This window comes from Paenibacillus pedocola, assembly GCF_031599675.1.
In the GTDB taxonomy this organism is placed as follows: domain Bacteria; phylum Bacillota; class Bacilli; order Paenibacillales; family Paenibacillaceae; genus Paenibacillus_AQ; species Paenibacillus_AQ pedocola.
On record NZ_CP134223.1, the window covers coordinates 4,504,493 to 4,529,215 of the forward strand.

Below are 24,723 nucleotides of genomic sequence, written 5' to 3' on the forward strand. Positions count from 1 at the left end.
CCACAGAGCCTATGGCCAAAACAACAGCAGGAGCCCGGCCGCTCCCAATCCGTCATTATGTGAAAGTTATGATTCTGATAGCATTCACTGTCCTTCTTGTAGATCTTGTAATCAGCATCGCTTCCATAATGATCGTTAAGCAGCAGTCCACCCGGTATCTGAAGGATACGGCTGCGCTTTACATTAACCGGATCAATCATGATTTCGCTTACATGAATCACTATATGGGCTGGACGCTGGCGAATGATGAAACACTGAACACCATGAACGCCTACCGCATCAACAGCATCGAGTTCCTCAAGTCCAACGAGAATCTGCACAAACGGTTCACCGAGCTCCAAAGGAACTACGGGCAGGAATATAATTTCTTCTACTATTTAAAGAACCAGTCCTACTTCCTGAACTGTTCGCCGATCAGCATTAGCTATTCGGATTATCAGGAGCTGAAAAAGCAGATCATTTCTTTTATCGACGACAAAGAGGTGTACGAAAAGTATTATTCCAAATGGACCCCTGTGCTCGTAAACGGCAAATATTATGTGATCAACATCGTCCCTTACTACAACCGCTATTTAATCGGACTGATCTCCGCCGACAATCTGATCCGCCCGCTACGGGATATCAATTTGGGAGCTAACGGTTATGCTTCACTCGTCGATGATCAGGGTACAGCCCTTTCCAGTCCCCTTTCGAACAGCGGCAAACCGCTGCAGGAACATAAGGGCCTTGCTTCCCTGATCCAGCCGCGCACTACGATCATCAGTGATTTCCTGGGGACAACGTTCAGCGCGAAGATGGTCATCAAATTCGGGGCTTTTGAAAAAATTATGATTGCCCAGCTCCTGATCGTCCTGCTGTTCTTCATGGTCACCTCATCGCTGTTTGTAATCATGCTCTTCTTCAATAAAAGAGTGCTCGGCCCGATTCAGAGCTTCTCTGAAAATTTGGCGCGTATTAATGAAGAAAGCCAGCCGGCGGATTACAAAGGCAGTAAAATTATCGAGCTGGAGCAGGCGAATGAGCAATTCAAGGATCTGGTGGGCCAGATCAAAACCTTCAAAATCACCATGTACGAGCAGGAACTGGAGAAGCAGCGCATCCAGCTCGATTATATGAAACAGCAGATCAAGCCGCATTTCTTCCTGAACTGCCTGACCAGCATTTATAGCATGGCGCAAATTCAAATGTATCAGGAAATTGAGGATATGGCGATGACTACCTCCAAGTATTTCCGCTACCTGTTCCAGAACGGTGAGAATTTTGTGCCGCTGGCGAATGAAATCGAGCATGTGCAGATGTATCTGGAGATTCAGAAGCAGCGTTACCGGGATGCCTTCAGCTACCACGTGGAGCTGGCCGAGGATGCCCGGGACGTAAGCATTCCGCCGCTCGTGCTGCAGACGTTCATTGAGAACTCCGTCAAATACGCAATCTCCCGCGAAAATGAAGTGCAGATCCGGCTGAGCGTGAAGCGCCACATGCTGGAGTATGACATCGAAGGTACACAAATTATACTCTCGGACACCGGGCCGGGCTTCCCGCAGGATGTGCTGGAGAAGCTTCATTCCGGACTGCCGCTGGATCAGACAAAGGGCACGCATATCGGCATTATGAACACGCTGAAGCGGCTGGAATATCTGTACTATAATCTGGCTACCGTCAGCTTCTCCAATCTTGAAGACGGCGGTGCCTGTGTCACCCTGTTACTGCCGGATCTTCCCGACACCTCACTAGAAATGGAGAGCCGCCTATGAACATCTTGCTTGTAGATGATGACTACTATGTAATCGCTGCATTGCAGAAAAAAATCGATTGGAAGCTGCTGAATATCGAAACGGTCTATACGGCCAACAATGTCGCGCAAGCCCGTGAGATTCTGGAGAAGCATTCCGTTCAGATCCTGATTTCGGATATTGAAATGCCGCAGGGCAGCGGCCTGGAGCTGCTGGCTTGGATCCGAGAGCAGAATTACAGCATCCAGGCGATCCTCCTGACCAACTACGCGGATTTCAATTATGCCCAGAAGGCGATTGAGCTGCAGAGCTTTGAATATTTCCTGAAGCCGATTGAATTCGACAAGCTGATGCTGATCATCCAAAAAGCGGTGGTCCGGGCCAAGGAGCAGCAGAGCAACGAGCAGGCGATCCTGGGGGGCTACTTCTGGCAAAAAAACCAGTCCAAAAACTTAGAACACTTCTGGCGGAGGCTGGTTAGCGGCAGCACCTCATTCCCGCTTAAACAAGCGGACATTACCCATGCAATCAATGAACAAAATCTGTCCTATCAGATGAATGATCTTATCCAGCCTCTATTATTCAATGTATTTCCCCATAACGGCAGCATGGGCAAGGAAGAGAAGGATCTGTTTGATTTTGCGCTGCTGAATGTGCTCTATGAGCTGCTGCAAAACCCCGGCTACACGATTGAAAGTATTCTGGAGGTAAAAGAGTACAACTGGATCGCCATCCTGAAATGGAACGGGCACCCGGAGGATGCCGGAGAGCTGCAGGCATTCGGGGTTACTTTTATCCAAAAGGCCGTCCCTTATCTGAAATGCGATGCCTGCTGCAATATCGGCATATCCGGCGAGCTGCACAATATCGGGAATATTCTAAAGCAGCTGCTGACTATGGATGAAGAGCTGACCAAATGCCGGAACCGGACCTATCTCGTGGCCAATTACCTGCATCAGCCCAAAATAACCTATACCCCGCCGGATCTGGCACAGCTGGAGGAGCTCCTGAACCAGAACAAGCTGGCTGTTTTTCTGGAGGAGGCCATCCGTTATCTAAAAAGCATGCTGAGCCATCATTGCCTGGACACCGCCGTACTCGGCCTGTTCCGGCTGGATATTGTGCAGCTGGTCTATTCTTTTCTCAAGCTCAAAGGCATTCAGGCGCATAAATTGTATGCCGGCCGGGTCAATGATCAGATGCTGCTGCACTCCCTGCATTCGATCGAGGATATGGAGGATTATCTAAGGTATCTTGTCAATACCGCCATGGAATACCGCGACTTCGCCGCCCAGCCCAAATCGATCGCGGAGGAAATTAAGCAGTACATTCATGCGCACTATGGCGATGATCTGACCCGCAACGATCTGGCGGAAATCGTCTACCTTAACCCGGATTATCTGGCCAGACTGTTCAAGCGGGAAACCGGCATTTCCCTCGGCAGCTATGTGATCCAGGTCCGTATCGCCGCCGCTAAACATCTGCTGGAAACGACCAACCTGTCGGTGTACACTATCGCGAGCAAAACTGGATATACGAACTATTCCTATTTCTCGAAGCTGTTCAAGCAGGAGGTCGGCCTGTCGCCGAATGAGTATAAGAAGGAGCAGCATTCGCATGGGGTGGGATAGTTAGAGGGGAAATAAAAGAGCGGCAGTCAGGGATAGGGGTCCTGGGCTGCCGATCTTTTTGGGTTTTCGTTTTCATGAAGGTTATGCTTCAAATTACTGTTTCATTAACAGTGAAAGAAGGAACTTCTAAATCCCGTAAATGTCATCACGAGTGAGTATCATTTATCGATTAATTTTGATTTCTTTAAGATGAAAAGTAGTAAGCACCATAATTATATATATTATTAAATAGGTAGTGAATTCTCTTCTACTAATTCGACTAATTCCGCTCCAGCCTGAAGGAGGTTAGTATACAGTACTGAAATATTATTAGATGACTGAGGCCTATTAACAATTTTCTCATAGTGTTTGATTATTCTTTCATTGCTATAGGTGAATAATACCCTTTGTTTGGCTCGTGAAAAAGCTACGAAAAATGCTCTCTTATCTTCTTCAGAATTATTTACAAAGTTCCAGAACGCCGCATCCTCTAGACCGACAAATATTACTGTATGATACTCAAGACCTTTACTTTTGTGGATTGTCATAATGGGTATGCTGTTGTATCCAAGAACATCATTAAGTGCGAGTTCCCAGTTATTCAGGTTTCTATATGATTTGGCTAGTTTGTTTGAGAACTCTTTAACTTTTTTGTATAGATACTTGCCTCCTTTATACTTGGGAAACATCGCACAATATTTGTCTTCACCAATAAATTCAAAAATACTCTTTAGATAACCCCCCAATTCCCCTCCATTTTTCAAGTTAGGAAGATCCCTCTTCAGTTTAGAAATAAATTTAGTCAGTTCAAAATCATACTTGTAAAAAGCTTCCTGATTATCGGCTATATTAGAGTTCAAGAGTATCAGGATATCAAAAACCACTTGCCACGAATCCGGGGCACGATTCTTTAAAACTAATCTTAGAACATGAATCAGTAATGTAATACATTCCTCTGCGAGCAAATCTTGAAACTCTTTTTCTACTCGTGCAACTATACCTTGTGTTTTCAAAACTGCAATGATCTGCTCGGCATATATGTCCTCTTGTTGTTTTACAATTATGCAGATGTCTCTGGGGGTTAAATCCTTATCATCTAACCATTCTTTTATTTTTACTGATAGATAGTCTGCCTCTTGTAAATGAGTTTTGAATTTCCAGATTTGACATACTCCAAGAGGCTTTTCTTCATTTGTAATCTTACTAGGATATTCAACTATTGATGAAGAAGGATCCAAATCCCTTGCAAGGTAATTTTGAATATCTATCAGTAGTGGAACAGAGCGATGATTTTTTATTAAGTGCTCTTCTTTTGAAGAGAAGTCATTTTTAAAATCTTCAAACGCATTAGTCAAAGCACCAGCCCATCCCATTATTCTTTGCTTATCATCACCAACCGCCGTTATGATTGTCTTTGAATGTTGGAATATCTGTTTTAACATATCATATTGTACATTTGTCGTATCCTGAAATTCATCTAAAAACAAGTGGCTATACGTAACTTTCAGGGCATTTTTAATCATTATATTAGTACGAATCAAATATTCTACTAATCTAGTAATCATAGAAAATGTGAGAGTAGCGGGAAATGCTTCTGAACCTTTTGCCATCAGGCTCCACAAATCATGAGCTAACAAACTGTAGACATCATTCACTTTATAAGTAGACTGCATCGGTATTTGTTCTTTTCCTAGGTACTCCATCAGAGTATCATATTTTAACTTGTGAACTGGGTATTGATCATTATAATGAGACACTACTAACTTCTTTAATTCATTTTTCTCAGTAATAATTTCATAATCCTGAACTGGTCGATACACTTCTGCAATGCTATTTCTAAAGTGATCGAGTAAATGTTTCGCAAAAGAATCATATGTGCGCGATTCGAATCGCTGACATAGTTCATTGCCACATCTTTTTCTCACTCGCTCTGCTAGATTTGCAGCTGCATCAACTTTAAAGCTTATTGCAAGTATTTTCTGTGGGGGCTTGCAAATTCCTGTTTGAAGTAAATAACTTGCACGTTGAGCAAGCAATTCTGTTTTTCCTGCACCCGGACCAGCTGCCACCATCATGTTTTCTATACTTTTTACAACTCTATCTGCGGCGTACTCTAAACAAATATCATCAGCTGGCACCCAATCTCTTGGATTAACAAATATCATATTAGCTCCTCGAGTTGAATCTGTTCCGCTGTACCTCTACCAAGGATATCTTTAGCCGCATTCAATGTGTTCAAAAGTGAAGTTGGACATCTATCTAAAAAATCCTTCGGTTCAATCATTGCTAAAGCCTCTATATGTGTACTAGGTTTACTTCTACCTAAGAATAAACTATTGTACCAAACCATTAATTCTTTCTGTTCAATAGTATAAGTACTCCCGAAACTAGGTTCATTCTTTTTTTTCTTCAATGTTGCTTTCACTCCATTAAATATTGCTGCATCATATCCGTTTGGATCTATATCTTTATTGGGAATCTCCGGACCAGTTTCAGGGATAGATTTATACACATCAGTAAACGACTCCAACATGAGCAAATCAATATCTAATGGAGCTGAAAAGAAAAAATTATAAGATTCTAGCTTTTTTATCCACTTATTCATTTCTTCCACGGAGTTTGGTCCACTTGCATCATCTAGAGTACGTTTATGCATTTCATCTAAAATATTTTCTGGGTATGTCGTGCCGTCAATCGTTAATAATTTAGTTTTATCTACATTTATTTCTATTAATTGTTTAAACGCGTATTTAACTCTACTCCATCCACCTGTACCACGTTCCGTATCAAGATCAAGTAAAGTGACAAAAGGGACATCTAATTGATTTAACAACCTCCAAAAGTGATTCACAAATCTCCCACCTAAAGGAACTATTGAGACTGTCTCATCATCAAGAGCTAAGTTACCGACCTCCATTAATTTGGATATTATCAACTCTTCGCTATCTCCTTCACCAAGTATGACAAGTTGAGCAAAATAAAGTTCAGGATATGCTCTTACTGCTTCTTTCACATATTTAAGAGCTAAATCGCTATCAGTAGGCAAAGTGATTTCACTTACAGTAGTGCTTCCTTTGTATTCACCAGTAGTAGATATTTTTACATGACGAAGCTCTTCTGGATTAATTCTTTTTACAATTGATGGACTATGAGATGTTAGGAGAACTTGGGCATTACTAATCTCTGAAATCTCTCTAAGGTTTTTAATCACTCTACCCAGGAGATGAGGTGAAATATGATTTTCCGGTTCTTCAACTGCTAAAATAGTCAAAGCTGCGGGGATTTTTTTTTGAAGAAATCTGCCTTTATCATCTTCAATTATTTTTTGCTCAATTCCCAATAAAGTAGAAACCAAGGATAAGTAAAAGAGGGAACGAAGACCGTCACCTAGTTTATCAATTGAGTAATTCGTAATATCCTCTGTAGGGGAGAATTGTACATTTATATTTTTAAGCATAGATTCTAATGACGTCTCATTAAATAGTATTTCTGCGTTAGTATATCGTGAATCGCGATGAAACTTACTCCAGGCAGACTTAACTTCATTCCTTATTTCTTGCAATCCACCCACACTACCTAAATACTGCTCTAATGGTAAAAGAGTCTTTTGAATTTCCTTATTGGTGTCATCAGGCCAAGCTATACTTTTTAGCAACCTCCACAAGATTGTTCCAGATGCTAATTTTAATTGATTAGCCGGTTCTCGTATAGCAGGGACATATATCATCTGAATTAATGCTCTCTCATTAGCTGGTAAGGGTTTATAGGAATCATCTTTTTCCTGATCTCCATAAGGCACCACAATATAATAAAGCTTTGGGTCAATCTCTCCATCCGGTGTTACACTTTGGGTCCACTTAGCTTCCAGACGTATTCTTAAGTAGAGTACTTCCTGAGGATTCCCAGTCATCATTTGCTTAAAGAATGACGGTACAACATGTCCTCCTTCACCCTCTGTTTGCAGTTCAGGAAACTCTAATTTCGCTTCTATTCTAAGTAACCGATCTTCAGTGATTTCATCAGGTTTTATATTAGAAGGTACGTGAAAATCACTTTTATGTATTGTTCTTTCCTTAGAAGTTACTCCAAATAATTTTAGTAAAGCCTGAATTAATGCAGTTTTCCCACTACTATTCGAACCAATCATTGTTGTTAAACGATCAAAATTCACAGTTGTTTCTTCAGGTCCAAAACATCTGAAATTTTTAATCCTCAATTCAGTTATATTCATGAGAATTCCCTCCAATTATTGGGATTATTACCTGAGGTTACTTTAATTTATTACATTAAGCAACAAGTTCTATCACATAAAATTAATAAATAGCAAATATTTTGTAGATTCTCATCGAAATAATCATCATCTAATACCAAAACTTTTCGACCTACAAAATCAACAATAACTAGCCAACAGCACGGCAAAGATTTAGGTAAGATCCACGCAATTCCACTGAGCTAGATGGATAATTCCGGTATGTTATACATTAATCATTGTCGATCAGCTTATGAAAACACTCTCAAGATTTATCCATTGTTCGCTTCTGACAAGGTATACGAACTATTCCTATTTCTCGAAGCTGTTCAAGCAGGAGGTCGGCCTGTCACCGAATGAGTATAAGAAGGAGCAGCATTCGCATGGGGTCGGGTAGTTAGAGGGGCATAAAAAGAGCGGCAGTCAGGGATATGGGTCCTGGGCTGCCGCTCTTGTATTGCTGTTATTTATGTTGCAGTATTTTCTAAGGCTTAATGCTTGCTTTAACCGCATACCACTTCCCGGATTTTAAATGTAGCGTTAAATTGACGGGTTCTCTAAATGCCAGATTATCCGTCACATATTCTTGAGTTACATACACTTTTGACACGAAGAAGAAATGCAAAGGAACTACAAACCCGATATCATGCGAGCTTCTTTCATATTTAAAATCATCTACGGTCATGCCGCGTTCGTCCGGATTAATACATTTATAAGCGGAGCTATTCATATATTCAGTATCTGCATTTCCCTGCATTGCTTCTTCCAGAATAATCTTAGTATCATGTGCGATCCATACACCAAACGAGACATAGGCGATGACAAATACAAGAACAAATGAAAGGACTAACTTTCCGGAGATTTTCATTCGTGATATCACCTCATGCTAGCTTCATGCTATATAGATTGAACTTATGATTATTTTATTTAGGGATGATCCGTGACTCCAGAGAATGTTTGGACTTCCAGCCGCTGTTGTCTGCAGATTTCTTGATTTGTAGCGCTATTAGCGGTTGAAATCCGCAGACAAAGGCGGACGCTACCGCTCCTCCAGTTCCAAAATCCCTTCCGCCACTTTTCCCTTAATGTATATTTTCAAGTTCAATCTATATATTTGTCTAAATATTCCGTTCCTTGGCCTCAAAGGGTTCTTCACACGAATAAATCTCATGGAAAAATCCGAAATACAGGATATCATCTTCCATGCATTTTATACGATACGACAGCTCCTCATCACACCTCGGCTCTTCACCGTTGTTTCGCATTACCTCGAACGCATCTATAATATTCTCCAAAAAGTTTGCTTGAATAAACAAGGGCAATGTATTCAACATTGAATGATCTATTCTGGTTTCAGATCTGTATCCCGCGAGGACGGTTTCAAAATAATCCTCCATAAACTTTTTACGTTTACCGGCGTCGGGTTCAAATTGTATCCAGCCCATTCCGTTTCCCCAGAGACTGGCCAAGTCAAACATATACCAGCAGTAACAAGAATTATCGAAATCATAAACGGTTATTTGCCCGTTATCAAAATCTATCGAAAAATTCCCATCGTTGTAATCAAAATGGTTCATGCCAAAAGTCTCCTGATCCCTATCCAACCCTTGTAAGGTGTCAAGGAGCCCTACCATCTTCTCCTTAAGCAGAGATAAGGAATCCGGTATCAGTTGATCGATATATTCAGCTTTGTATTTGTCAAAAAAACTATGCCGGGGATGAACAGGCACATACCCTTTTGCGATTTGATGCATTTTTCCCAGGACTTTACCGCAATTATAATAATATTCGGTAATTGGAGCTCCTTCACGGTACCGGTAATGATTCTCCACAAGCATTTTCCCCTTAGCCTTTTCAAACAGGCAGACCCTAAAGGTGTGATTGTTGTGAGTGATCTCCTCCAGTAGATTCCCCTTCAGCGAGCAGATCACATTGGCGACATTGCCCCCGTGCTCATATAGATACCGGATATATTCCACCTCGCCCAGGATATCTTCCCGGCTCCTGTCAGGTAAGAAGGCAATTCTAAGTATTTTGGAAGGACTCCCCTCTTTCTCACAGGTATATACGACATTCCGCCCTCCGTCATGTGCCGGAATCAGCTGGATAGCATAACCTTCTAATCCGAATAACTCCGATACTACTGTAAGTAAACAAGTATCTCCAATTGAAACAACCTCATTATAATTTATACCTTTCCCCTCACTCTCGGTTTACTGAAATGTTTAACAGCCGGGTTTTTGTAATCATACCTGCACTTTCCAGCGTTGATTTTGACGCCCCGTTATAATACCAGCATCCGCAAACCGGCTTTAATTCGTGATCATAGCACCATTGTTTTAATTTTAGAATAATGTTTCTCCCAATCCCTTGCTTGCGGTAGGCCTCATTCGTAAACATGCCTATACTTGCCAGTCCATTAAGCATTTTACTCTTTTCAAGAACTCCAATTCCAAGCAGGACAGAGCCCCGGTAGTATGAGAACAGCTCTCCGTTCGCAATCCTTCTCTCATAATGATCAACAAAATCCCCGCACATCTGTCGCATAGGTTCAAGATCATCTAATGTTGCTGGAACGAAACAATCGTCTTGTAGTGAAGCATTCTCCGAACTGTTGAAATGACTGTCTTGAAAGAAATAGGCTTGCTTGGTGATTGGATAGTCTTTATCTATGGCTAAGCTTACAAACAGCTCATCACAGGTCGGTACGAATAGAGACTCCACGGCATGATTCTCTATCACTTGACTAAAAAGCTCTTGAGCATGCTTGAGATACAAGGGCTGGATGTAAAATTGAGTTAGCAGCTGATCCTGATGAATCGCATAATAGCCCGCTTCAGTTAATTCGTCGAGGATTACATAGAACGTTGAGTTTAGAATATGTTCCTCCAGGAAGGAATCAAATGGTGAAGACAAGGTATGGATATAATCCTGAATGAGATGCTGCACCTCGTTAATTAGGCATTGTTTAAAAAGCAATCGTATCATCCTTCCGTAATAAGATGAACATTCATTAATCATAGCATCAAAATGGAAGCCTATCCCAGTAGAGTATTATTAAAATTATTCTTTGCTTCCGTTAATCCTTACAGAATCCTTAGAATCTCCCCTTACACTGTGGGGGTAGAAAGGATGATATAATATGCAGGACATTATTTTAGAAACGAAGGATTTATGCAAAAGCTTCAAACATCAGCCAGCTGTCAACAAAGTATCGTTAGCCATACCCCATAATTCGATTTACGGGCTGCTGGGTCCGAACGGCGCAGGCAAATCCACAACACTCAAAATGATCGCCGGCATGCTGCGCCCCGATTCCGGGAGTATCCGCATTCATGGACATGAATGGACCCGTAAGGCTCTAAGCGGGATTGGCGTACTGATTGAATCACCTCCGCTGTATGAGAATCTGACGGCCAGAGAGAATCTCAAGGTGCGTACGCTTTCCCTCGGACTGCCGCACTCCCGGATTGAGGAGGTACTCGCCGTTGTGGATTTGACGCATACCGGCAAGAAACGTGCCGGGCAATTCTCTATGGGCATGAAGCAGCGGCTGGGCATCGCGATTGCGCTGTTAAATCAGCCGGAGCTGCTGATTCTGGACGAACCGATGAACGGGCTGGACCCTATCGGGATTCAGGAGCTGCGCGAGCTGATCCGTTCATTTCCACAGCAAGGGATTACGGTTATTTTGTCGAGTCATATTCTCTCCGAAGTCGAGCAGGTTGCCGATCAGATCGGAATTATCGCCGGCGGAGTTCTCGGGTATCAGGGAGCCGTTCCTCACGGGCAAGAGCTGGAAGCCTTGTTCATGCAGGTGGCAGCAGCAGGCCGGAGAGAAGGTGCGGTACATGCTTAGTCATCTTCGGGCTGAACGCTTAAAATGGCGGGGTACCTTCATTCCCAAGCTTGCCTGGATCGCCCCTGTGTTCACGATTCTCCTCTGCGCTATTTTAATGGGCGGACGTTATTTTCAGAGCGGGGCTTACAACTGGTGGTATACCATACTCTTACCGGGAACGCTGACCCTTGCCTGTTCACTTGCTCTGCAGAAAGATGCGAAGATGAAATACCGCGGCCTGCTGGCTCTGCCCGTTGACCTGAGGACCCTTTGGGCCGGGAAAATAATCGCCTGTGCAGGATGGCTTCTGGCCGCTCTCCTCCTATTCCTGATTGGCATTAAGTCAGGGGGATTGCTGCTTGGCCAAACCATTCCGCTCCTGAACAGCATGGCCGGCAGCTTCCTGATCTTCGTCACATTTTTGTGGCAGATTCCACTGTGTCTGTTCCTGGCTGCACGGTTCGGATTATTCGCCGCTGTACTGCTTAATATGTTCGGTAATGTCATTGGTGTTGTTGCCTTCGATTCCGGAGGTCTGTGGCATTTCCTCCCTTATACGATTACTTTCAGACTCATGTGCCCGGTATTATCTATCCTGCCGAACGGTCTTCCCGTACCGGCGGACAGCCCGCTGAGCAGCACGGACATGATCCTTCCGGATGCCCTGATCTCCCTGGCCTGGTTCGGAGTGCTCTCCCTCCTTACGGCGCTATGGTTCCGTAAACAGGAGGCGAAGTAGCATGGCTTCACTACTGGGCTTGCTGAGGGCGGATCTGCTCAAAACGCGGCACACGCCGTTCATATTCATTCATCTGCTGGCTCCGCTTGCCGGAGCAGGGGTGTTCTTGGCGTACTATTCGTACTCCCCTTGGAGTGCAGCCGATAAAGCTTTGGCCTTCATGCAGTCTGTAGGGTGTGCATTTCCTACTCTGATCGGGCTGGTCTGCTCCATGTCAGCGGAACAAGAGGCGAATGCAGGACAGTTCCAGGGCATGCTTGCCATTCCCGCTACTAAAATCACAGCCTTTACAAGCAAGCTGCTAGTTTTGCTGTTGTTTGGCCTTGGAGCTGTCCTGTTTGCTTACGTGCTTTTTGGACTGGGGTTCGGCAGGGTTCTGCAGCAGGACCGGCTGGGCATCCCCTTTTATATCACCGGGGCAGTTATTCTGTTCGGGAGTAATGTGTTTCTCTACCTGCTTCACCTGACGGTCAGCCTGCGCTTTGGAAGGGGGGCTTCCATTGGGGCGGGGATTGTGGGGAGTCTGATCGCTGCCTTAATGCTCACCGGGCTGGGTGATGCCACCTGGGCGTATATTCCCTTTGCATGGGGCGTCCGCTTTATCTCGATCTGGACAATCCACGCTTCCGGTACCCCGTTATCCCCCGCTCTACCCGAGCTGAACACCGGAATAACCGTCTGTATGCTGGCAACGGTAACCGCGGTTCTCCTAAGCTGCTTATGGTTCCGGCGGTGGGAAGGACGCTCAACTGATCATTAGACCTACAACTTACAATCGAGGGAACGAATATGGCAAAAATACTCGTAGTAGACGATGAACCCGCCATCTTGTCGCTGATCCGTAATGCACTGATCACAGATCAGCATCTGGTGACGGCGATCTCTGATTCTGCACAGGTGCGCCGGGCCGACCTTGGCGCATATGATCTTATATTACTGGATGTGATGATGCCGGGGGTGGACGGGTTTACCCTTTGCCGGGAGATCCGCGGGGCTGTGGATTGCCCGATTCTATTTTTAACGGCCAAAACACTGGAAAGCGATCTGATGTACGGCCTGGGACTGGGCGCAGATGATTATATTGTGAAGCCCTTCGGCATAGGTGCACTGCGGGCACGGATTGGCGCTCACCTCAGACGGGAAACCAGGGAGCGGCGGAATGTTCTGTATCTGGAGAATGTTCACTTTAACCTCTCCGGTAAAGAGCTGTTTATCCAAGAGGACAAGGTGCCTCTAACCAAAAGCGAATATGAAATTTGCGAATTTCTGGCCCGCAGCCGCGGACAGGTCTTCTCTAAAGAGCATATCTATGAAACGATATTCGGGTTGGACGGGGTAAGCGATAGCAGCGCTATTACGGAGCATATCAAGAACATCCGCGCCAAGCTGAGCAAATACGGAATCGACGCCATTGAGACCATCTGGGGGATCGGATATAAATGGAAGCTGTAAAACGAATCAAAACTGTGCGCCTGCGCACCTTTTTTCTGCAATACCTTCTGTTCTTAAGCACGGGAACGATCCTGCTCTTGGTAGTGCTGCTTGGCTTGTTCACGCTGGCTTTTGCCTCAAACACCATCCTGCCTGCCAACTATGCCGAGAAGGAGATTGCGGCCTTCAAGGAACGTCTTGCCTCAAGCGAAGCGGTAACACCCGAAACCGTCCCGGAACTGCTGGATTATACGGTTTTCACCAACCAAGGAGAGCTCGTCGCGGGCAATCTGAGCCGGAGCGAAGCAACAGATGCCTGGGAGATTACACAACAAGGTGATCATCAGGACTCTCATTTCTATGCAACCGCCCGGCGCGGCCAGGAAATCTGGATATTCCGGTATAGCTTAACGCCGCAGTACGCCTCCCCCTTGCTGCGCAGCTATCTGCCGAATCCGCAGCTGCTGGGAATCCTGCTCTTCATCTTCGGCGTTCTGCTCCAGGCAGCCTTGCTCGCCGCCCTGTTCGGCAGAAGACTCTCAGAGAAAATGGCCGGGTTACAGGAAGCGACAGAGAATATCCAGCGTGAGAATCTCGAGTTCACCGTCAAGCCCAGCGGGATCCGTGAAATCGACGATGTGCTGGCCTCACTCGATCAGATGAAGGAAGCCCTGCACAATTCCCTTAAGCAGCAATGGGAGCTGGAGCGTTCCCGCAGAGAGCAAATTTCCGCGCTGGCCCACGATATCAAGACGCCGCTTACCGTAATCCGGGGAAATGCCGAGCTGCTGAAGGAGACCACTCAGAATGAGTCCCAGCAGGAATATAACGGATACATTCTCCGCAGCGCCGGGGATATTGAAGCCTTCGTACAGGAGGTTATTGACCTCTCCAGCCTTCAGGCCAGCCCAGCTCCCCAGCAGTCACTTGTATCTACAGCAGAGTTTATTGAAGAATTAGAGCTGCAGATGAAGGCTCTGTCCTCCGGCAAGAATCTGCATCCTTCTGTCCTGAAGGAGAGCATTCCGGAGTTCCTCTTCATCCATAAGGAGCTGTTTCAGCGGGGAATTGCCAACGTGTTATCCAATGCGGCGGAGCATACTCCCCAGCAGGGAAGCATCACTTTGCAGGTCCGGGGGGATGACGATGCCGTCCATTTCACAGTTACGGACACAGGTAGCGGCTTCTCACCTGCCGACCTCAAAGAAGGCGCCACCCAGTTCTACAGAGGCGACCAGAGCCGGAGCCCGGGCAAGCATCACGGAATGGGACTGTACATTGCCAAGTCTGCCGCCCAGCTGCACGGAGGCAGCTTAACCCTAGACAATGTGTCCCCGTCCGGCGGAGGCAAAGTAACGATTAGTATTGCTGTTCCGAAGGGGCAATTGCTGTGAAGTAGATGAGTCTTCACAATCCACCACTTCCAGCGGTTTGCCCCCTGTTTCTTTTCCTAATTGTGCAGCTCTCCAAAATAGTTGCTATAAGGCTCAAACTCCGCTAACACCTCGTCTACCTTACGCATACGCTCCTCCAGCGTTCCCCTCAGCGTAATAAAGGGAATCCGCCGCTCTTTTAAATCCGCTAGTATCTGCTTGTGAAAAACATGCCGCTTCTGATCCCCGCTGCGGTCCCAAGTATCGTCGTAAGGAATATCGTCGTCGCACAAGAAAAACAAATCATACCGCTGCGCGTTCTCCAGGGCGAGCCGGGTTAGCAGCTCCGGAGCCCGTCCGTGATAATCCAAGGCATACATATATGTGGTAATCGCATTGGTATCGACAAAAAGATACCAGTCTGCCTCCAGGAGTGCCTGCTCTTCCCGCTTCATATGACCCACAGCAATTTCATCAAAAGACTCAAGACTGATCCGCCGGTCCACCTGATGCTCAGTCCAATAATCGCGCCCATACTCACTAGCAAACGTTGTCCGGTACCGCTGGGCCAATGCTTCGGTGATGGTTGACTTCCCTGTTGACATTGCTCCTACAAAAACCACTTTCGTGATCAAATCCCGGTACACAAGCTCACTGACATATTTCCGGTACTTATAAGGATCGGAACGAACAATTGTGGCGGATACAGGTACTTTTATACGCGCTTCATCCACCCGCCGGTCAGCCGCACCTAAAGCAGTACTCATATGCCCGCCATAGAACTCACTCGAATAAAAATGGGTCACCTGCTCACCCTGAAGCAACCCCAGAATATACTGTTCTTCCCGGATCTCATGCTCCCTGTCATCAGAGTACCCGTCCGGGCCATCCCAGGCTTCCATTACCCTAACCTGCGGATAGAGCCTGCGGATCCAGTTCGCCCGGATATGCAGGGGAATACTAGTAACCGTGGTCTCGTAAATCACTACGATTAATTCATCCACCTCCTGCAGCGCCGTTTCGATCATATACTGATGCCCTTTATGCAGCGGGGCGAATTTTCCAAGGGTTAATCCAAGGGTTTTCATAGAAGTGCCTCCTTAGCGGCTTTATTCCAGTTATAGTAGCCGTATGCCGCGTTCATCAGATAGGCGCTCCACATGACGATCATCAGCAGGCCCTCACCGCTGCCTTCCAGTGTCCGGATCACCCATAGCAGCACCGTGAACATATTCAGCACAATATAGACCAGCCATTGCTCCTTGAATCTTCTCACCATCAAAATCGTGGCCACGACAGATAACACGGTAGTTATAGCATCGATGTAAGGCGAGTTCTGTCCAGGAATGAACGACAGGCCAAACCCAAGCAGCAGCGAACCCGCAATACAGACCGTGAATGTGAGGAACATACCTTTATGCTCCATCTGGCGCATGGCCAGCTTGCCGCTCTGATAATTGTTCTTCCACATGTAGAAGCCGGCGACATTCATCGGGACAAAGAACAACAAATTCAGCATGACTTCTCCAAATAACCCGTTGACATTAGCCAAGTAGGCGTAGCCGAAGGTATTATACATGCCAAAAGCATAACTCGTCAGCTTCCCCTTCGCCGTGAGTACTACGCATAGCACCCCGGTGATAAAAACCGTGAACCCGAACAATGAATCCTTGGATAAAAATGTAAAAATGACACCCACCAAAGTAAACAAAACCAGCCAGACGACTTCGAACATTTTCCACCCGCTCAGAACCTTCTTCACCTTGCATCCCCTCCGCTATCTGCATTTTTATTCTTGGTGCAAAACACTTAATAACATATTGATAATTACATATTGTTAATATCAAGTTAGCAGATGAACCGGCAAGATGCAAGTAAAATTTTCCTCTGTCAAAACAAAACGGCCTCAGTCCCGTAGAATTCTGGGACCGAGGCCGCGTATAGATTTCGTCAATGGATGAAATAGAATTAGAACTTGTAAGCAACGCTTGGATTATCCTTCGGAAAATCCGTCGAGAAGGCCAACTCTTTCTGTAACTCCAGATCCTGAAGACGGCCGGAAAGCGCCCGATGAATAGCCTGATAGGAGTCGCTGCCAAGTACAATTCTTTTGGGTGCCGGATGCTGGTCGACACTGTCGATCATGATTTTGACCATTTTTGCCGGGTCACCCAAGGAAACAGCCTTGCTGTCTTCTAGTATACGTCTTGCGGCAGAGGCCGGAGAGTTCTCATATGCGTCCAGCTTGGGTCCGATTTTTGAACCGTGATGTCTGAAATTCGTGCGTGCTCCGCCGGGCTCTACAATGGTAACTCCAATGTTGAACGGGGCCACTTCCTGCATCACCGCTTCGGTGAATCCCTCAATTCCCCATTTTGTCGCATGATACAGCGATCCTCCAGGGAATGCAGCTTGGCCGCCTACTGTGGAGAGCTGTATGATTCGTCCACCTCCCTGAGTGCGTAAATGCGGCAAGGACGCGCGCACCACATGAATGGAACCGGAAAGGTTAGTATTAAGCTGATGGGTAATTTGTTCAATCGTTAATTCCTCTGCCGCACCAAAAAGTCCATAGCCTGCATTACTGACAACGACGTCAATTGTCCCTAGTTCCGTAAAGGCCCGGTCGATGACCGTATAAATTGCCGGAATATCGGTAACATCAAGCTGATCAGTCCATAGAAGATCCCCATATTTCGCCTTCAGATCGTCAACTGAATTCACATTGCGGACAGTTCCTGCTACGCGATCCCCCCGTTCAAGAAGCTGCTCCGTCATATGCCGGCCAAAACCGCTGTTAATGCCTGTGATAAGCCAAGTCCGTTGTGCCATTGTTCAATCCTTCTTTCCTGGAAGTTCCGGTCCAGCTATTTGACTAACCGGTTAGTTAAATATAAGACTTTCTAACCGGTTAGTCAAGTGATATACTATTCAATAATATTGAGCCGCCGTATATCTAACAAAAGGATGATTGAACATGCGAAATGCCGAAGCGACACGTGAACTGATTTTGAACGCCGCGATGGACGAATTCTCCGCATTCGGCATTGCCGGAGCACGGGTTGAACGTATTGCCAAAAATGCCGGCTGCAACAAAAACCTGATCTACGTTTATTTTGAAAATAAAGAGACGCTCTTTAATACAGTTCTCCAGAAACACCGTGACCGCGCGTTTGAAGACATCCCCTTTACCCCCAATGACCTCCCGGGTTACGCGGTCAGCGTATTTAATTTCGCTATGACACATCCACAGCTTATGCGGCTGATGATGTGGTCTAATCTGGAACATCAGGCAGTCAACTCTTCCCAGCGGGAAACACTCCATGAGCAGAAGGTACAAGCAATCAGTAATGCCCAAAGCTCCGGACACGTGGGCTCTACAATGCTTCCAGGCATTCTTTTAACTTACGTTATGACGCTTGCCACCGCCTGGACGGCAACAAATCCGTTCGGCCCTTCGCTTGAGCCGGAAGCGCTTAAGAACGTGGAAGTACTTAAAGAATCTATCATCAGAGCAGTCACCTTAATGACCGAGACGAAACGCGCTAAGGATTGAACAAGACAAAACACTTAAGGACATCCAAGACGGATGTCCTTAAGTGTGCTTGCTCAACCATTCTTTTTTCTAATGATATTGACCCGAGACATGCTCATTCGTATCCTGCAGCATTTTGGCAAGCACTACGATCTGTCCGGCATGATATCCGTAGTGAGCTGATACCTGAACAATCAGACGGCCAATTACTCTTGTATCATAGGTTTCGCCCTCACGGGCAGCCTCCCGGTACATGCGGTTCCAGTCTTCAAGGCCGAAATGAATGACGACCTCCCGGGACAAATCGTCGTTCGACAGAGCCGACAGCACTTCCTCCGCTTGTGACCGCGTGTCCCGGAGAAGGCCGATCAGTTCTTCTTTAGATATGCCTCCGTCCGTTGTGAACTCGCGGGTACGCTCCCGGATGAACGGCCTGTTTCCGATGGCGCTGACAAAATTCTGATATTCATTACCGGCTAAATGCAGACACAGATTGCCGATGCTGTTCATAGATTCCTTCGTTTTTGTCCAAACCAGCTCATTGTTCAATGGATTCATGCTCTTCTCAATCCGGTCAAGCTGCTTGTTCATATCTTCCAGAACGTACTGGATCAGTGCAATCAAACCAATCCCTCCCCTTAAGTGATTAATTACAACATAATGAAATTCGTATAAATTGTTGTTACTCCATCGCTGCTAACCGCTTTAATGCAATGCAAAATCAACGGCAGCCTCGGCATGAAGCCGCGTTGTATCATAAACCGGGATAGCACAGTCCTCCTGAGAGATGAGCATTGTGATTTCCGTACATCCGAGAATAACGGCTTCAGCCCCCTTTCGGATAAGGCTGTCAATGATGTCCAGATATTTCTTCTTTGAATGCTCATTTATAATGCCAAGACAAAGCTCATGATAAATAATATCGTGAACAACCGCTCTGTCTGCTTCATCCGGCACAACAACCTCAAGTCCAAACTGCCCTGTCAGCCGATCCTTATAAAAGGGTTGCTCCATCGTAAAGGCGGTTCCTAACAAGGCTACCTTCTTTATTTTATCGGAAACAATTTTTTCTGCCGTCGGATCAGCGATATGAAGTAAAGGAACCGATACCGCGTTCATCACTTCGGGTGCCATCTTATGCATCGTATTCGTGCATATGACTATGATATCTGCTCCGCCTGCTTCAAGTTTTTGTGCCGCTTCAATCATAACCCTCGTAGCCTCCATCCAGTTCCCCTGATGCTGGAGATCCTTGATCTCTTGAAAATCCACTGAATACAGCAGACTTTTTGCGGAGTGGTGTCCACCCTTCCTTACTTTCACCGTCTCATTGATGATTTGGTAATAAAGCATAGAGGATTCCCAGCTCATACCACCTATAAGTCCTATTGTCTTCATGGTCTTATTCACACTCCATTCTTTTTCATCCTAAATACTACTTCCCTCCGGAACCACATGACACGGCTCTGTAAAGGCAAGCCGCCAATCAATCAACCGGAGCACTTATGATCCTGCGCAGTTGCTTAACATCGCTCATTGGGGGACGTCCAAACATCCGGCTGTACTCCCTGCTGAACTGCGACGGACTCTCATAACCAACCAGAAAGCCCGCATCGGCGGCTTCCAGGCCTTCTGAGAGCAGCATGCGGCGTGCGGTCTGCAGCCGGATCGCCTTCTGATACTGCAGCGGGCTGACCGCCGTTACTTTTCTAAAATGCTTGTGCAAAGAGGAGGGACTCATATTGGCTTCCTTCGCCAGCTCTTCAATGACAAGCGGCTTTGCATAATCACGGTTAATCAAATGGATCACTTTGGAAATGCTGTGCGCATAGCTGCCGGCTACGGCAAATTGTCTGATTAAAGCCCCCTGCTCATCTTTCAGCACACGATAAAGAATCTCACGGATAATAAGTGGCGCAAGAACCTCAATATCCTCAGGGGTATCTAGCAGCCGGACAAGCCGAAGCAGCCCGTCAAGCAGCGGGGGAGCTGATTGGCTGACCAATATCCCCCGCCCCGTTTTTCCTTTCCATTCACTACTGTTCCTATGGATTACGTCCAGAATAACATCTGGACTAATCAATAATTGAAGACTCAGATAAGGAAGCTCAGGTGAGGCCTCTGTTATTTGCCCGACTACAGGCAGATGCACGGAGGAGACCATATAGGTGCTGGGATCATATTTGTAATCTTCTCCAGCCAGCGTTGCTGTCTTTGAACCTTGTGCCACTACATATAGTGAAGGCAGATTTACGGTATGCATCGGCTCCGATACTTGGCTCGCGCGTCTGAAACAAAGCTCTGGCACTGCGGAAGTATGGGTTCCATCCGAAGGTGCATGACGCGCAATAAGCAGAGTAAGTTCTTCCAGCCTGGAAGAGATCTTAAGCGGGGAGATGAGTTCCACCATGCTTCATTCTCCTTTCCAATTATCGTGATGGTTAATTATATCCACCCGGATAGGATTAGGCAAGAATCGGATGCGATCGGTCTACCTGGTGCAACGGATTTTTACTTAGAATGTACTAGCAAGGGAATAGATATAAGAAATGAGGTTTGGGCTATGAACATGGAAGGAAGATTGAAGAACAAGGTTGTTATTATCACGGGTGCAAGCAGCGGAATTGGAGAAGCAACAGCACTCTGGCTAGCGGAGCACGGAGCCAGGGTTGTGCTTGGCGCACGCGGAACGAACCGCCTTGAAGCTCTGGCTGCACGCATTACAGACAGCGGCGGCGAAGCCGTTTATGCAAGCACGGATGTAAGAAAGCGCGAAGATCTGGACAGACTTGTTGCACTGGCTTGTGAACGCTACGGACAGCTCGATGTTCTTGTCAGCAATGCAGGTGTAATGCCTATTTCCCCGCTTGATGATTTGCGCGTAGCGGACTGGGAGGACATGATAGATGTCAACATCAAAGGCGTTCTATATGGTATTGCAGCAGCATTGCCTGTTTTTCGGAAACAGGGCTTCGGGCACTTTGTGAACACGGCTTCTACAGCCGGACATAAGACCGTACCGAACCAGTCTGTGTACTCCGGAACGAAATTCGCTGTGCGCGCCATCTCCGAGGGACTGCGCCAGGAGGCTGGCGATAAACTGCGCGTAACCGTGATTTCACCCGGCATTGTACAGACGAATTTCACGGAGGGCGTGACAGACCCGGGATTGAAAGAACAGCTTACTGTAATCCGGGATAGATTAGCAATGGCACCGGACGCTGTAGCCCGCGCGATTGCTTATGCCATTGAACAGCCGGATGAGATCGATGTGAACGAGATTGTGATCCGTCCTACTGCCCAAGTGTAAGGCAACCATGGAGTTTTGCCGTTGTTGTGGGCAAAACTCCATTTGCTGTAGAAATCTATCCGTTAATCTGATTAGCCAGCCGCCGGATCTCGTCGCTTAGCCTTGGATTAACCGGATACACGCCTTCGATGAAATTTAAAATACGGAGTGCCGATTCGGGAACACGATCGTACCCCTGAATCATGTCTCCGATGATTTCTGCAAAACGGGGATATCTCTTCTCTAACCGCCGCTCATTCCCGAACGGGTCGGGATAGTAATCCACCTCTTGCTCCAATAGATGGAGCACAGACAGGATCCTGTCTATAGCATATACCTCAATAAACCTCATAGCGGATAAGCGTTCTCCCCTTGCATAACGGCCCAGCCCCACGTACAGATTGGTTAAGGCTTCGTTCAAAGGAAAGTCCAGGGAATCACTTTTTTGAGAGGGCAGCGGACTTACAGGCTTGGCGATTTCCGTATTTCCATACATCGGATCCTTCCATATGACCCGTCCTTCTGTATAGGAGATTTCCGCCAGCTCCCGTTCCTCAAATATAGCATATTCCCCGTAAATTCCGTCCTCGAACAGGATCTTGCATCCTGCATCTGAATTCTTAAAGGAATAGGCAAGAGGATGTGCTTCTTCGAGCCAATCCAGCCGGTCAATATATCTATCCTTCTCCCCCGGTCTCACAATCACAAAAAAATCCAAATCCGAATATTCATCCAGCCGTTCTGTCTCGACCCCAACAGAACCCACCCCTAATAATAAAAGAGCTCCCCCTTTACGTTCGAGCGACTTGCCGATCTCGTGAAGCCGCTGAAGAAGCAATTCTGTTCTTAACATGCCCAATCCTCCTCTGTAGTTGAATGCAAAAAGGGTCCAACCCGCACTTCTCAGCGAGGTTGAACCCGAAGGTTACATTGCCTTTATTCTAGTGATAAATTATCATGTCTAAATTGTGGTTGTCAAGCCTATTAACTCGCTTCCCGAAGTAGGCTTAACCATTCCTCTAAAGTGAACCGGCCTACGACCTCAAAGCCTTTTCCTTGCCCGTTTGGTTTTATAATTATGGTACCCAAATTTGCGATTTCCCCGAGTCCAACTCCTTGAGGGAAACTGTGAGCAATGATAACTTTGTTAGTCCCAGGGGAGGGCGAACCTTCTAACGCAGAAGTTAAGTCATTTACAAGCCCTTGCTGCTCGGCAGGAGACAAGGAATTACTTAAATTATATATTCTAGCCCAGAACGCATCTGTTTGGACCATGCCCTCACCAAAAGCTAATTCTGCGGTCTCCTTTGCCCGGCAAAAGGGACTAGCCAGAACCGGAGTCTGGACTGGAATTTGCAATCTGCGCAGCGCCTCGCCAAATTGCACAGCCTGTCTTCTCCCCGCCTCTGAAAGATTTCTTTGGGTAGAACAATCATTGAAATCCATTCCCGGAATGTCCTCTCCTACAGTAGCCTCTCCGTGCCTGACATAGAGAATATATCCACCCTGACGAAGCGAATTTAGCAATGAGGGTTCAACCGGCCTTGATTTCAAAATACCTCCTGACGCTTCAACCGGCTGCGTGTGAAACATGAGGATTATGCAAAGGATACCGGTGATAATATGTCCTTTTATCATTGTTGTAGCTCCCTTCGGGTTCGTAAGCACCATGACATAGTGTCCCTCAAACCCCCAGCAACATTCCACCTGCTGCACCAGCTACCACAACCACCCAAGGCGGCAGCTTCCAGAAGAACAGCATTACAAATAAAATGACGGCTAACGCGAAATCTGATGGCTCCAAAATAGCTGTAGTCCAAAGGGGATCATACCATGCAGCAAGCAGTATACCGACTACAGCAGCGTTGATTCCAACCAATGCCCCTTGGATTTTCGGGCTGTTTCGTAATCCGTTCCAAAAAGGAAGCGCACCGATCACTAGAAGAAAGGCTGGCAGGAAAATGCCGAAAATGGCAACCACTGCCCCAAAAATCCCACCCGCCATAGTCCCAAGGTACCCTGCAAAAGTGAACAACGGGCCTGGAACTGCCTGCGTAGCCCCGTAGCCCGCCAAAAATTCCTCTTGGCTAACCCAACCCGCAGGAACTACTTCGCGTTCCAAGAGGGGGAGGACGACATGTCCCCCGCCGAACACCAGAGAACCGGAACGGTAAAAGCTGTCAAACATGGCTAACCACCCGGCTTCTCCTGCCCCCCTGAGAAGAGGCAGTCCTGCCAGCAGCACAAAAAATAAAACTAAACAGACGGCTCCGAGGGTTCTGCTGATTGGTATTTGCAGGTCTGGTGTTCCCTCCGCAGCTTTTTTACGATAAAGCCATAAACCTGCTATTCCGGCAGCAACGATAATAAGGACCTGACTGAATGCCGTTTGCCAAGACAAGGTAATAGCCGCTCCAATGACAGCGATTGTTACTCTGTTCCTGTCCGGTGTAAGCTTTTGTCCCATCCCAAGAATAGCGTGGGCAACGATAGCTACCGCTACGATCTTTAGTCCATGAATCCACCCCGCACTGCCTATATCATAGCCTTGAAGCAGGAAGGCAAAGGCAACTAACGCAATGACTGACGGCAAAGTGAAGCCTAGCCATGCCACAAGACCCCCAAGCAGACCTGCTCTTACAACACCTATTCCAATTCCAACCTGACTACTCGCTGGACCGGGAAGGAACTGACAAAGAGCTACCAGGTCAGCATAACTACGTTCATCCATCCATTTTCGGCGGCGTATGTATTCATCATGAAAGTAACCCAGGTGGGCAACCGGCCCCCCAAAAGAGGTAAGTCCCAATTTGGCAGACACCCTCAGCACTTCTAAAAGAGCACCCAACCTTCCCATCCGAGCCTCTTTCTGTGCTTCTTGCTGACCCGTTTGCATATCGTCACCGCTCCTTTGCTGCAATAA

24 protein-coding genes are annotated in these 24,723 nt (G+C 46.5%); 10 read left to right on the forward strand and 14 right to left on the reverse strand.

Going from position 1 to position 24,723, the window contains the following annotated elements; genetic code table 11:
• Positions 1–11: 11 nt before the first annotated feature.
• Entirely contained in the window at positions 12–1,754 is a 1,743-nt protein-coding gene (locus QU597_RS20125; protein ID WP_310829541.1) for a sensor histidine kinase, read from the forward strand.
• Positions 1,751–3,364, forward strand: coding sequence for a response regulator (locus tag QU597_RS20130; protein ID WP_310829542.1), 1,614 nt, complete (start codon positions 1,751–1,753; stop codon positions 3,362–3,364). Before QU597_RS20125 ends, QU597_RS20130 begins: the two co-directional genes overlap by 4 nt.
• Positions 3,365–3,588: 224 nt before the next feature.
• On the opposite strand, the gene QU597_RS20135 is transcribed toward QU597_RS20130, so the two are convergent.
• Both QU597_RS20135 and QU597_RS20140 read right to left on the reverse strand, forming a co-directional pair.
• Entirely contained in the window at positions 3,589–5,508 is a 1,920-nt protein-coding gene (locus QU597_RS20135; protein WP_310829543.1) for a UvrD-helicase domain-containing protein, read from the reverse strand.
• Complete coding sequence (locus QU597_RS20140) at positions 5,505–7,574, reverse strand: ATP-dependent nuclease (protein WP_310829544.1); 2,070 nt, start codon at positions 7,572–7,574, stop codon at positions 5,505–5,507. The genes QU597_RS20135 and QU597_RS20140 overlap by 4 nt, the downstream gene beginning before the upstream one ends.
• Before the next feature lie 271 nt (positions 7,575–7,845).
• Between QU597_RS20140 and QU597_RS28795 the strand changes: the two genes are divergently transcribed.
• Positions 7,846–7,989 (forward strand): AraC family transcriptional regulator, encoded by a 144-nt coding sequence (locus QU597_RS28795; RefSeq protein ID WP_369698828.1) that lies wholly within the window; start codon positions 7,846–7,848, stop codon positions 7,987–7,989.
• A gap of 87 nt (positions 7,990–8,076) precedes the next feature.
• Here QU597_RS28795 and QU597_RS20145 read toward each other — a convergent pair whose 3' ends face one another.
• The 3 genes from QU597_RS20145 to QU597_RS20155 form a co-directional block, all read right to left on the reverse strand.
• Positions 8,077–8,460 carry a hypothetical protein gene (locus QU597_RS20145; protein WP_310829545.1) on the reverse strand — a complete coding sequence of 128 codons (384 nt, stop codon included), beginning with the start codon at positions 8,458–8,460 and terminating at the stop codon, positions 8,077–8,079.
• Positions 8,461–8,710: 250 nt separating this feature from the next.
• Positions 8,711–9,784, reverse strand: a complete 1,074-nt coding sequence (locus QU597_RS20150; RefSeq protein ID WP_310833362.1) for a phosphotransferase enzyme family protein — start codon at positions 9,782–9,784, stop codon at positions 8,711–8,713.
• A gap of 10 nt (positions 9,785–9,794) precedes the next feature.
• Positions 9,795–10,571 (reverse strand): GNAT family N-acetyltransferase, encoded by a 777-nt coding sequence (locus QU597_RS20155; RefSeq protein WP_370656200.1) that lies wholly within the window; start codon positions 10,569–10,571, stop codon positions 9,795–9,797.
• 163 nt (positions 10,572–10,734) lie between these two features.
• Between QU597_RS20155 and QU597_RS20160 the strand changes: the two genes are divergently transcribed.
• From QU597_RS20160 to QU597_RS20180, 5 genes are read left to right on the forward strand one after another with little or no spacing between them, the layout of a single operon-like run.
• Positions 10,735–11,451, forward strand: coding sequence for a lantibiotic protection ABC transporter ATP-binding protein (locus tag QU597_RS20160; protein WP_310829547.1), 717 nt, complete (start codon positions 10,735–10,737; stop codon positions 11,449–11,451).
• Positions 11,444–12,172 (forward strand): lantibiotic immunity ABC transporter MutE/EpiE family permease subunit, encoded by a 729-nt coding sequence (locus QU597_RS20165; protein WP_310829548.1) that lies wholly within the window; start codon positions 11,444–11,446, stop codon positions 12,170–12,172. The genes QU597_RS20160 and QU597_RS20165 overlap by 8 nt, the downstream gene beginning before the upstream one ends.
• Position 12,173: 1 nt before the next feature.
• Positions 12,174–12,932, forward strand: a complete 759-nt coding sequence (locus tag QU597_RS20170; protein WP_310829549.1) for a lantibiotic immunity ABC transporter MutG family permease subunit — start codon at positions 12,174–12,176, stop codon at positions 12,930–12,932.
• Between the two features lie 29 nt (positions 12,933–12,961).
• Entirely contained in the window at positions 12,962–13,624 is a 663-nt protein-coding gene (locus tag QU597_RS20175) for a response regulator transcription factor (protein ID WP_310829550.1), read from the forward strand.
• Positions 13,612–14,997 carry a HAMP domain-containing sensor histidine kinase gene (locus QU597_RS20180; RefSeq protein WP_310829551.1) on the forward strand — a complete coding sequence of 462 codons (1,386 nt, stop codon included), beginning with the start codon at positions 13,612–13,614 and terminating at the stop codon, positions 14,995–14,997. The genes QU597_RS20175 and QU597_RS20180 overlap by 13 nt, the downstream gene beginning before the upstream one ends.
• Positions 14,998–15,053: 56 nt before the next feature.
• Here QU597_RS20180 and QU597_RS20185 read toward each other — a convergent pair whose 3' ends face one another.
• From QU597_RS20185 to QU597_RS20195, 3 genes are all read right to left on the reverse strand, one after another.
• Positions 15,054–16,064: an AAA family ATPase gene (locus QU597_RS20185; protein ID WP_310829552.1), complete on the reverse strand. Its 1,011-nt coding sequence runs from the start codon at positions 16,062–16,064 to the stop codon at positions 15,054–15,056.
• Entirely contained in the window at positions 16,061–16,738 is a 678-nt protein-coding gene (gene pnuC / locus QU597_RS20190; protein WP_310829553.1) for a nicotinamide riboside transporter PnuC, read from the reverse strand. Before pnuC ends, QU597_RS20185 begins: the two co-directional genes overlap by 4 nt.
• A gap of 206 nt (positions 16,739–16,944) precedes the next feature.
• Positions 16,945–17,808, reverse strand: coding sequence for an SDR family oxidoreductase (locus QU597_RS20195; protein WP_310829554.1), 864 nt, complete (start codon positions 17,806–17,808; stop codon positions 16,945–16,947).
• Positions 17,809–17,953: 145 nt separating this feature from the next.
• Here QU597_RS20195 and QU597_RS20200 point away from each other — a divergent pair, with 145 nt between their 5' ends.
• A complete protein-coding gene (locus QU597_RS20200; RefSeq protein ID WP_310829555.1) occupies positions 17,954–18,532 on the forward strand; it encodes a TetR/AcrR family transcriptional regulator in 579 nt (192 codons plus the stop codon).
• 69 nt (positions 18,533–18,601) lie between these two features.
• Here QU597_RS20200 and QU597_RS20205 read toward each other — a convergent pair whose 3' ends face one another.
• The 3 genes from QU597_RS20205 to QU597_RS20215 all read right to left on the reverse strand — a co-directional run bounded on the left by QU597_RS20205 (position 18,602) and on the right by QU597_RS20215 (position 20,921).
• On the reverse strand, positions 18,602–19,135 hold the full coding sequence (locus QU597_RS20205) for a DinB family protein (RefSeq protein ID WP_310829556.1): 534 nt from the start codon (positions 19,133–19,135) through the stop codon (positions 18,602–18,604).
• Positions 19,136–19,216: 81 nt separating this feature from the next.
• Positions 19,217–19,909, reverse strand: coding sequence for an aspartate/glutamate racemase family protein (locus tag QU597_RS20210; RefSeq protein WP_310829557.1), 693 nt, complete (start codon positions 19,907–19,909; stop codon positions 19,217–19,219).
• A gap of 88 nt (positions 19,910–19,997) precedes the next feature.
• Complete coding sequence (locus QU597_RS20215) at positions 19,998–20,921, reverse strand: AraC family transcriptional regulator N-terminal domain-containing protein (RefSeq protein WP_310829558.1); 924 nt, start codon at positions 20,919–20,921, stop codon at positions 19,998–20,000.
• Between the two features lie 159 nt (positions 20,922–21,080).
• Between QU597_RS20215 and QU597_RS20220 the strand changes: the two genes are divergently transcribed.
• Positions 21,081–21,821, forward strand: a complete 741-nt coding sequence (locus tag QU597_RS20220) for an SDR family oxidoreductase (RefSeq protein ID WP_310833363.1) — start codon at positions 21,081–21,083, stop codon at positions 21,819–21,821.
• Positions 21,822–21,876: 55 nt separating this feature from the next.
• On the opposite strand, the gene QU597_RS20225 is transcribed toward QU597_RS20220, so the two are convergent.
• The 3 genes from QU597_RS20225 to QU597_RS20235 form a co-directional block, all read right to left on the reverse strand.
• A complete protein-coding gene (locus QU597_RS20225) occupies positions 21,877–22,653 on the reverse strand; it encodes a hypothetical protein (protein ID WP_310829559.1) in 777 nt (258 codons plus the stop codon).
• A gap of 131 nt (positions 22,654–22,784) precedes the next feature.
• Positions 22,785–23,438 (reverse strand): histidine phosphatase family protein, encoded by a 654-nt coding sequence (locus tag QU597_RS20230; RefSeq protein WP_310829560.1) that lies wholly within the window; start codon positions 23,436–23,438, stop codon positions 22,785–22,787.
• Between the two features lie 46 nt (positions 23,439–23,484).
• Positions 23,485–24,696, reverse strand: coding sequence for a chromate transporter (locus QU597_RS20235; RefSeq protein ID WP_206101350.1), 1,212 nt, complete (start codon positions 24,694–24,696; stop codon positions 23,485–23,487).
• Positions 24,697–24,723: the final 27 nt, after the last annotated feature.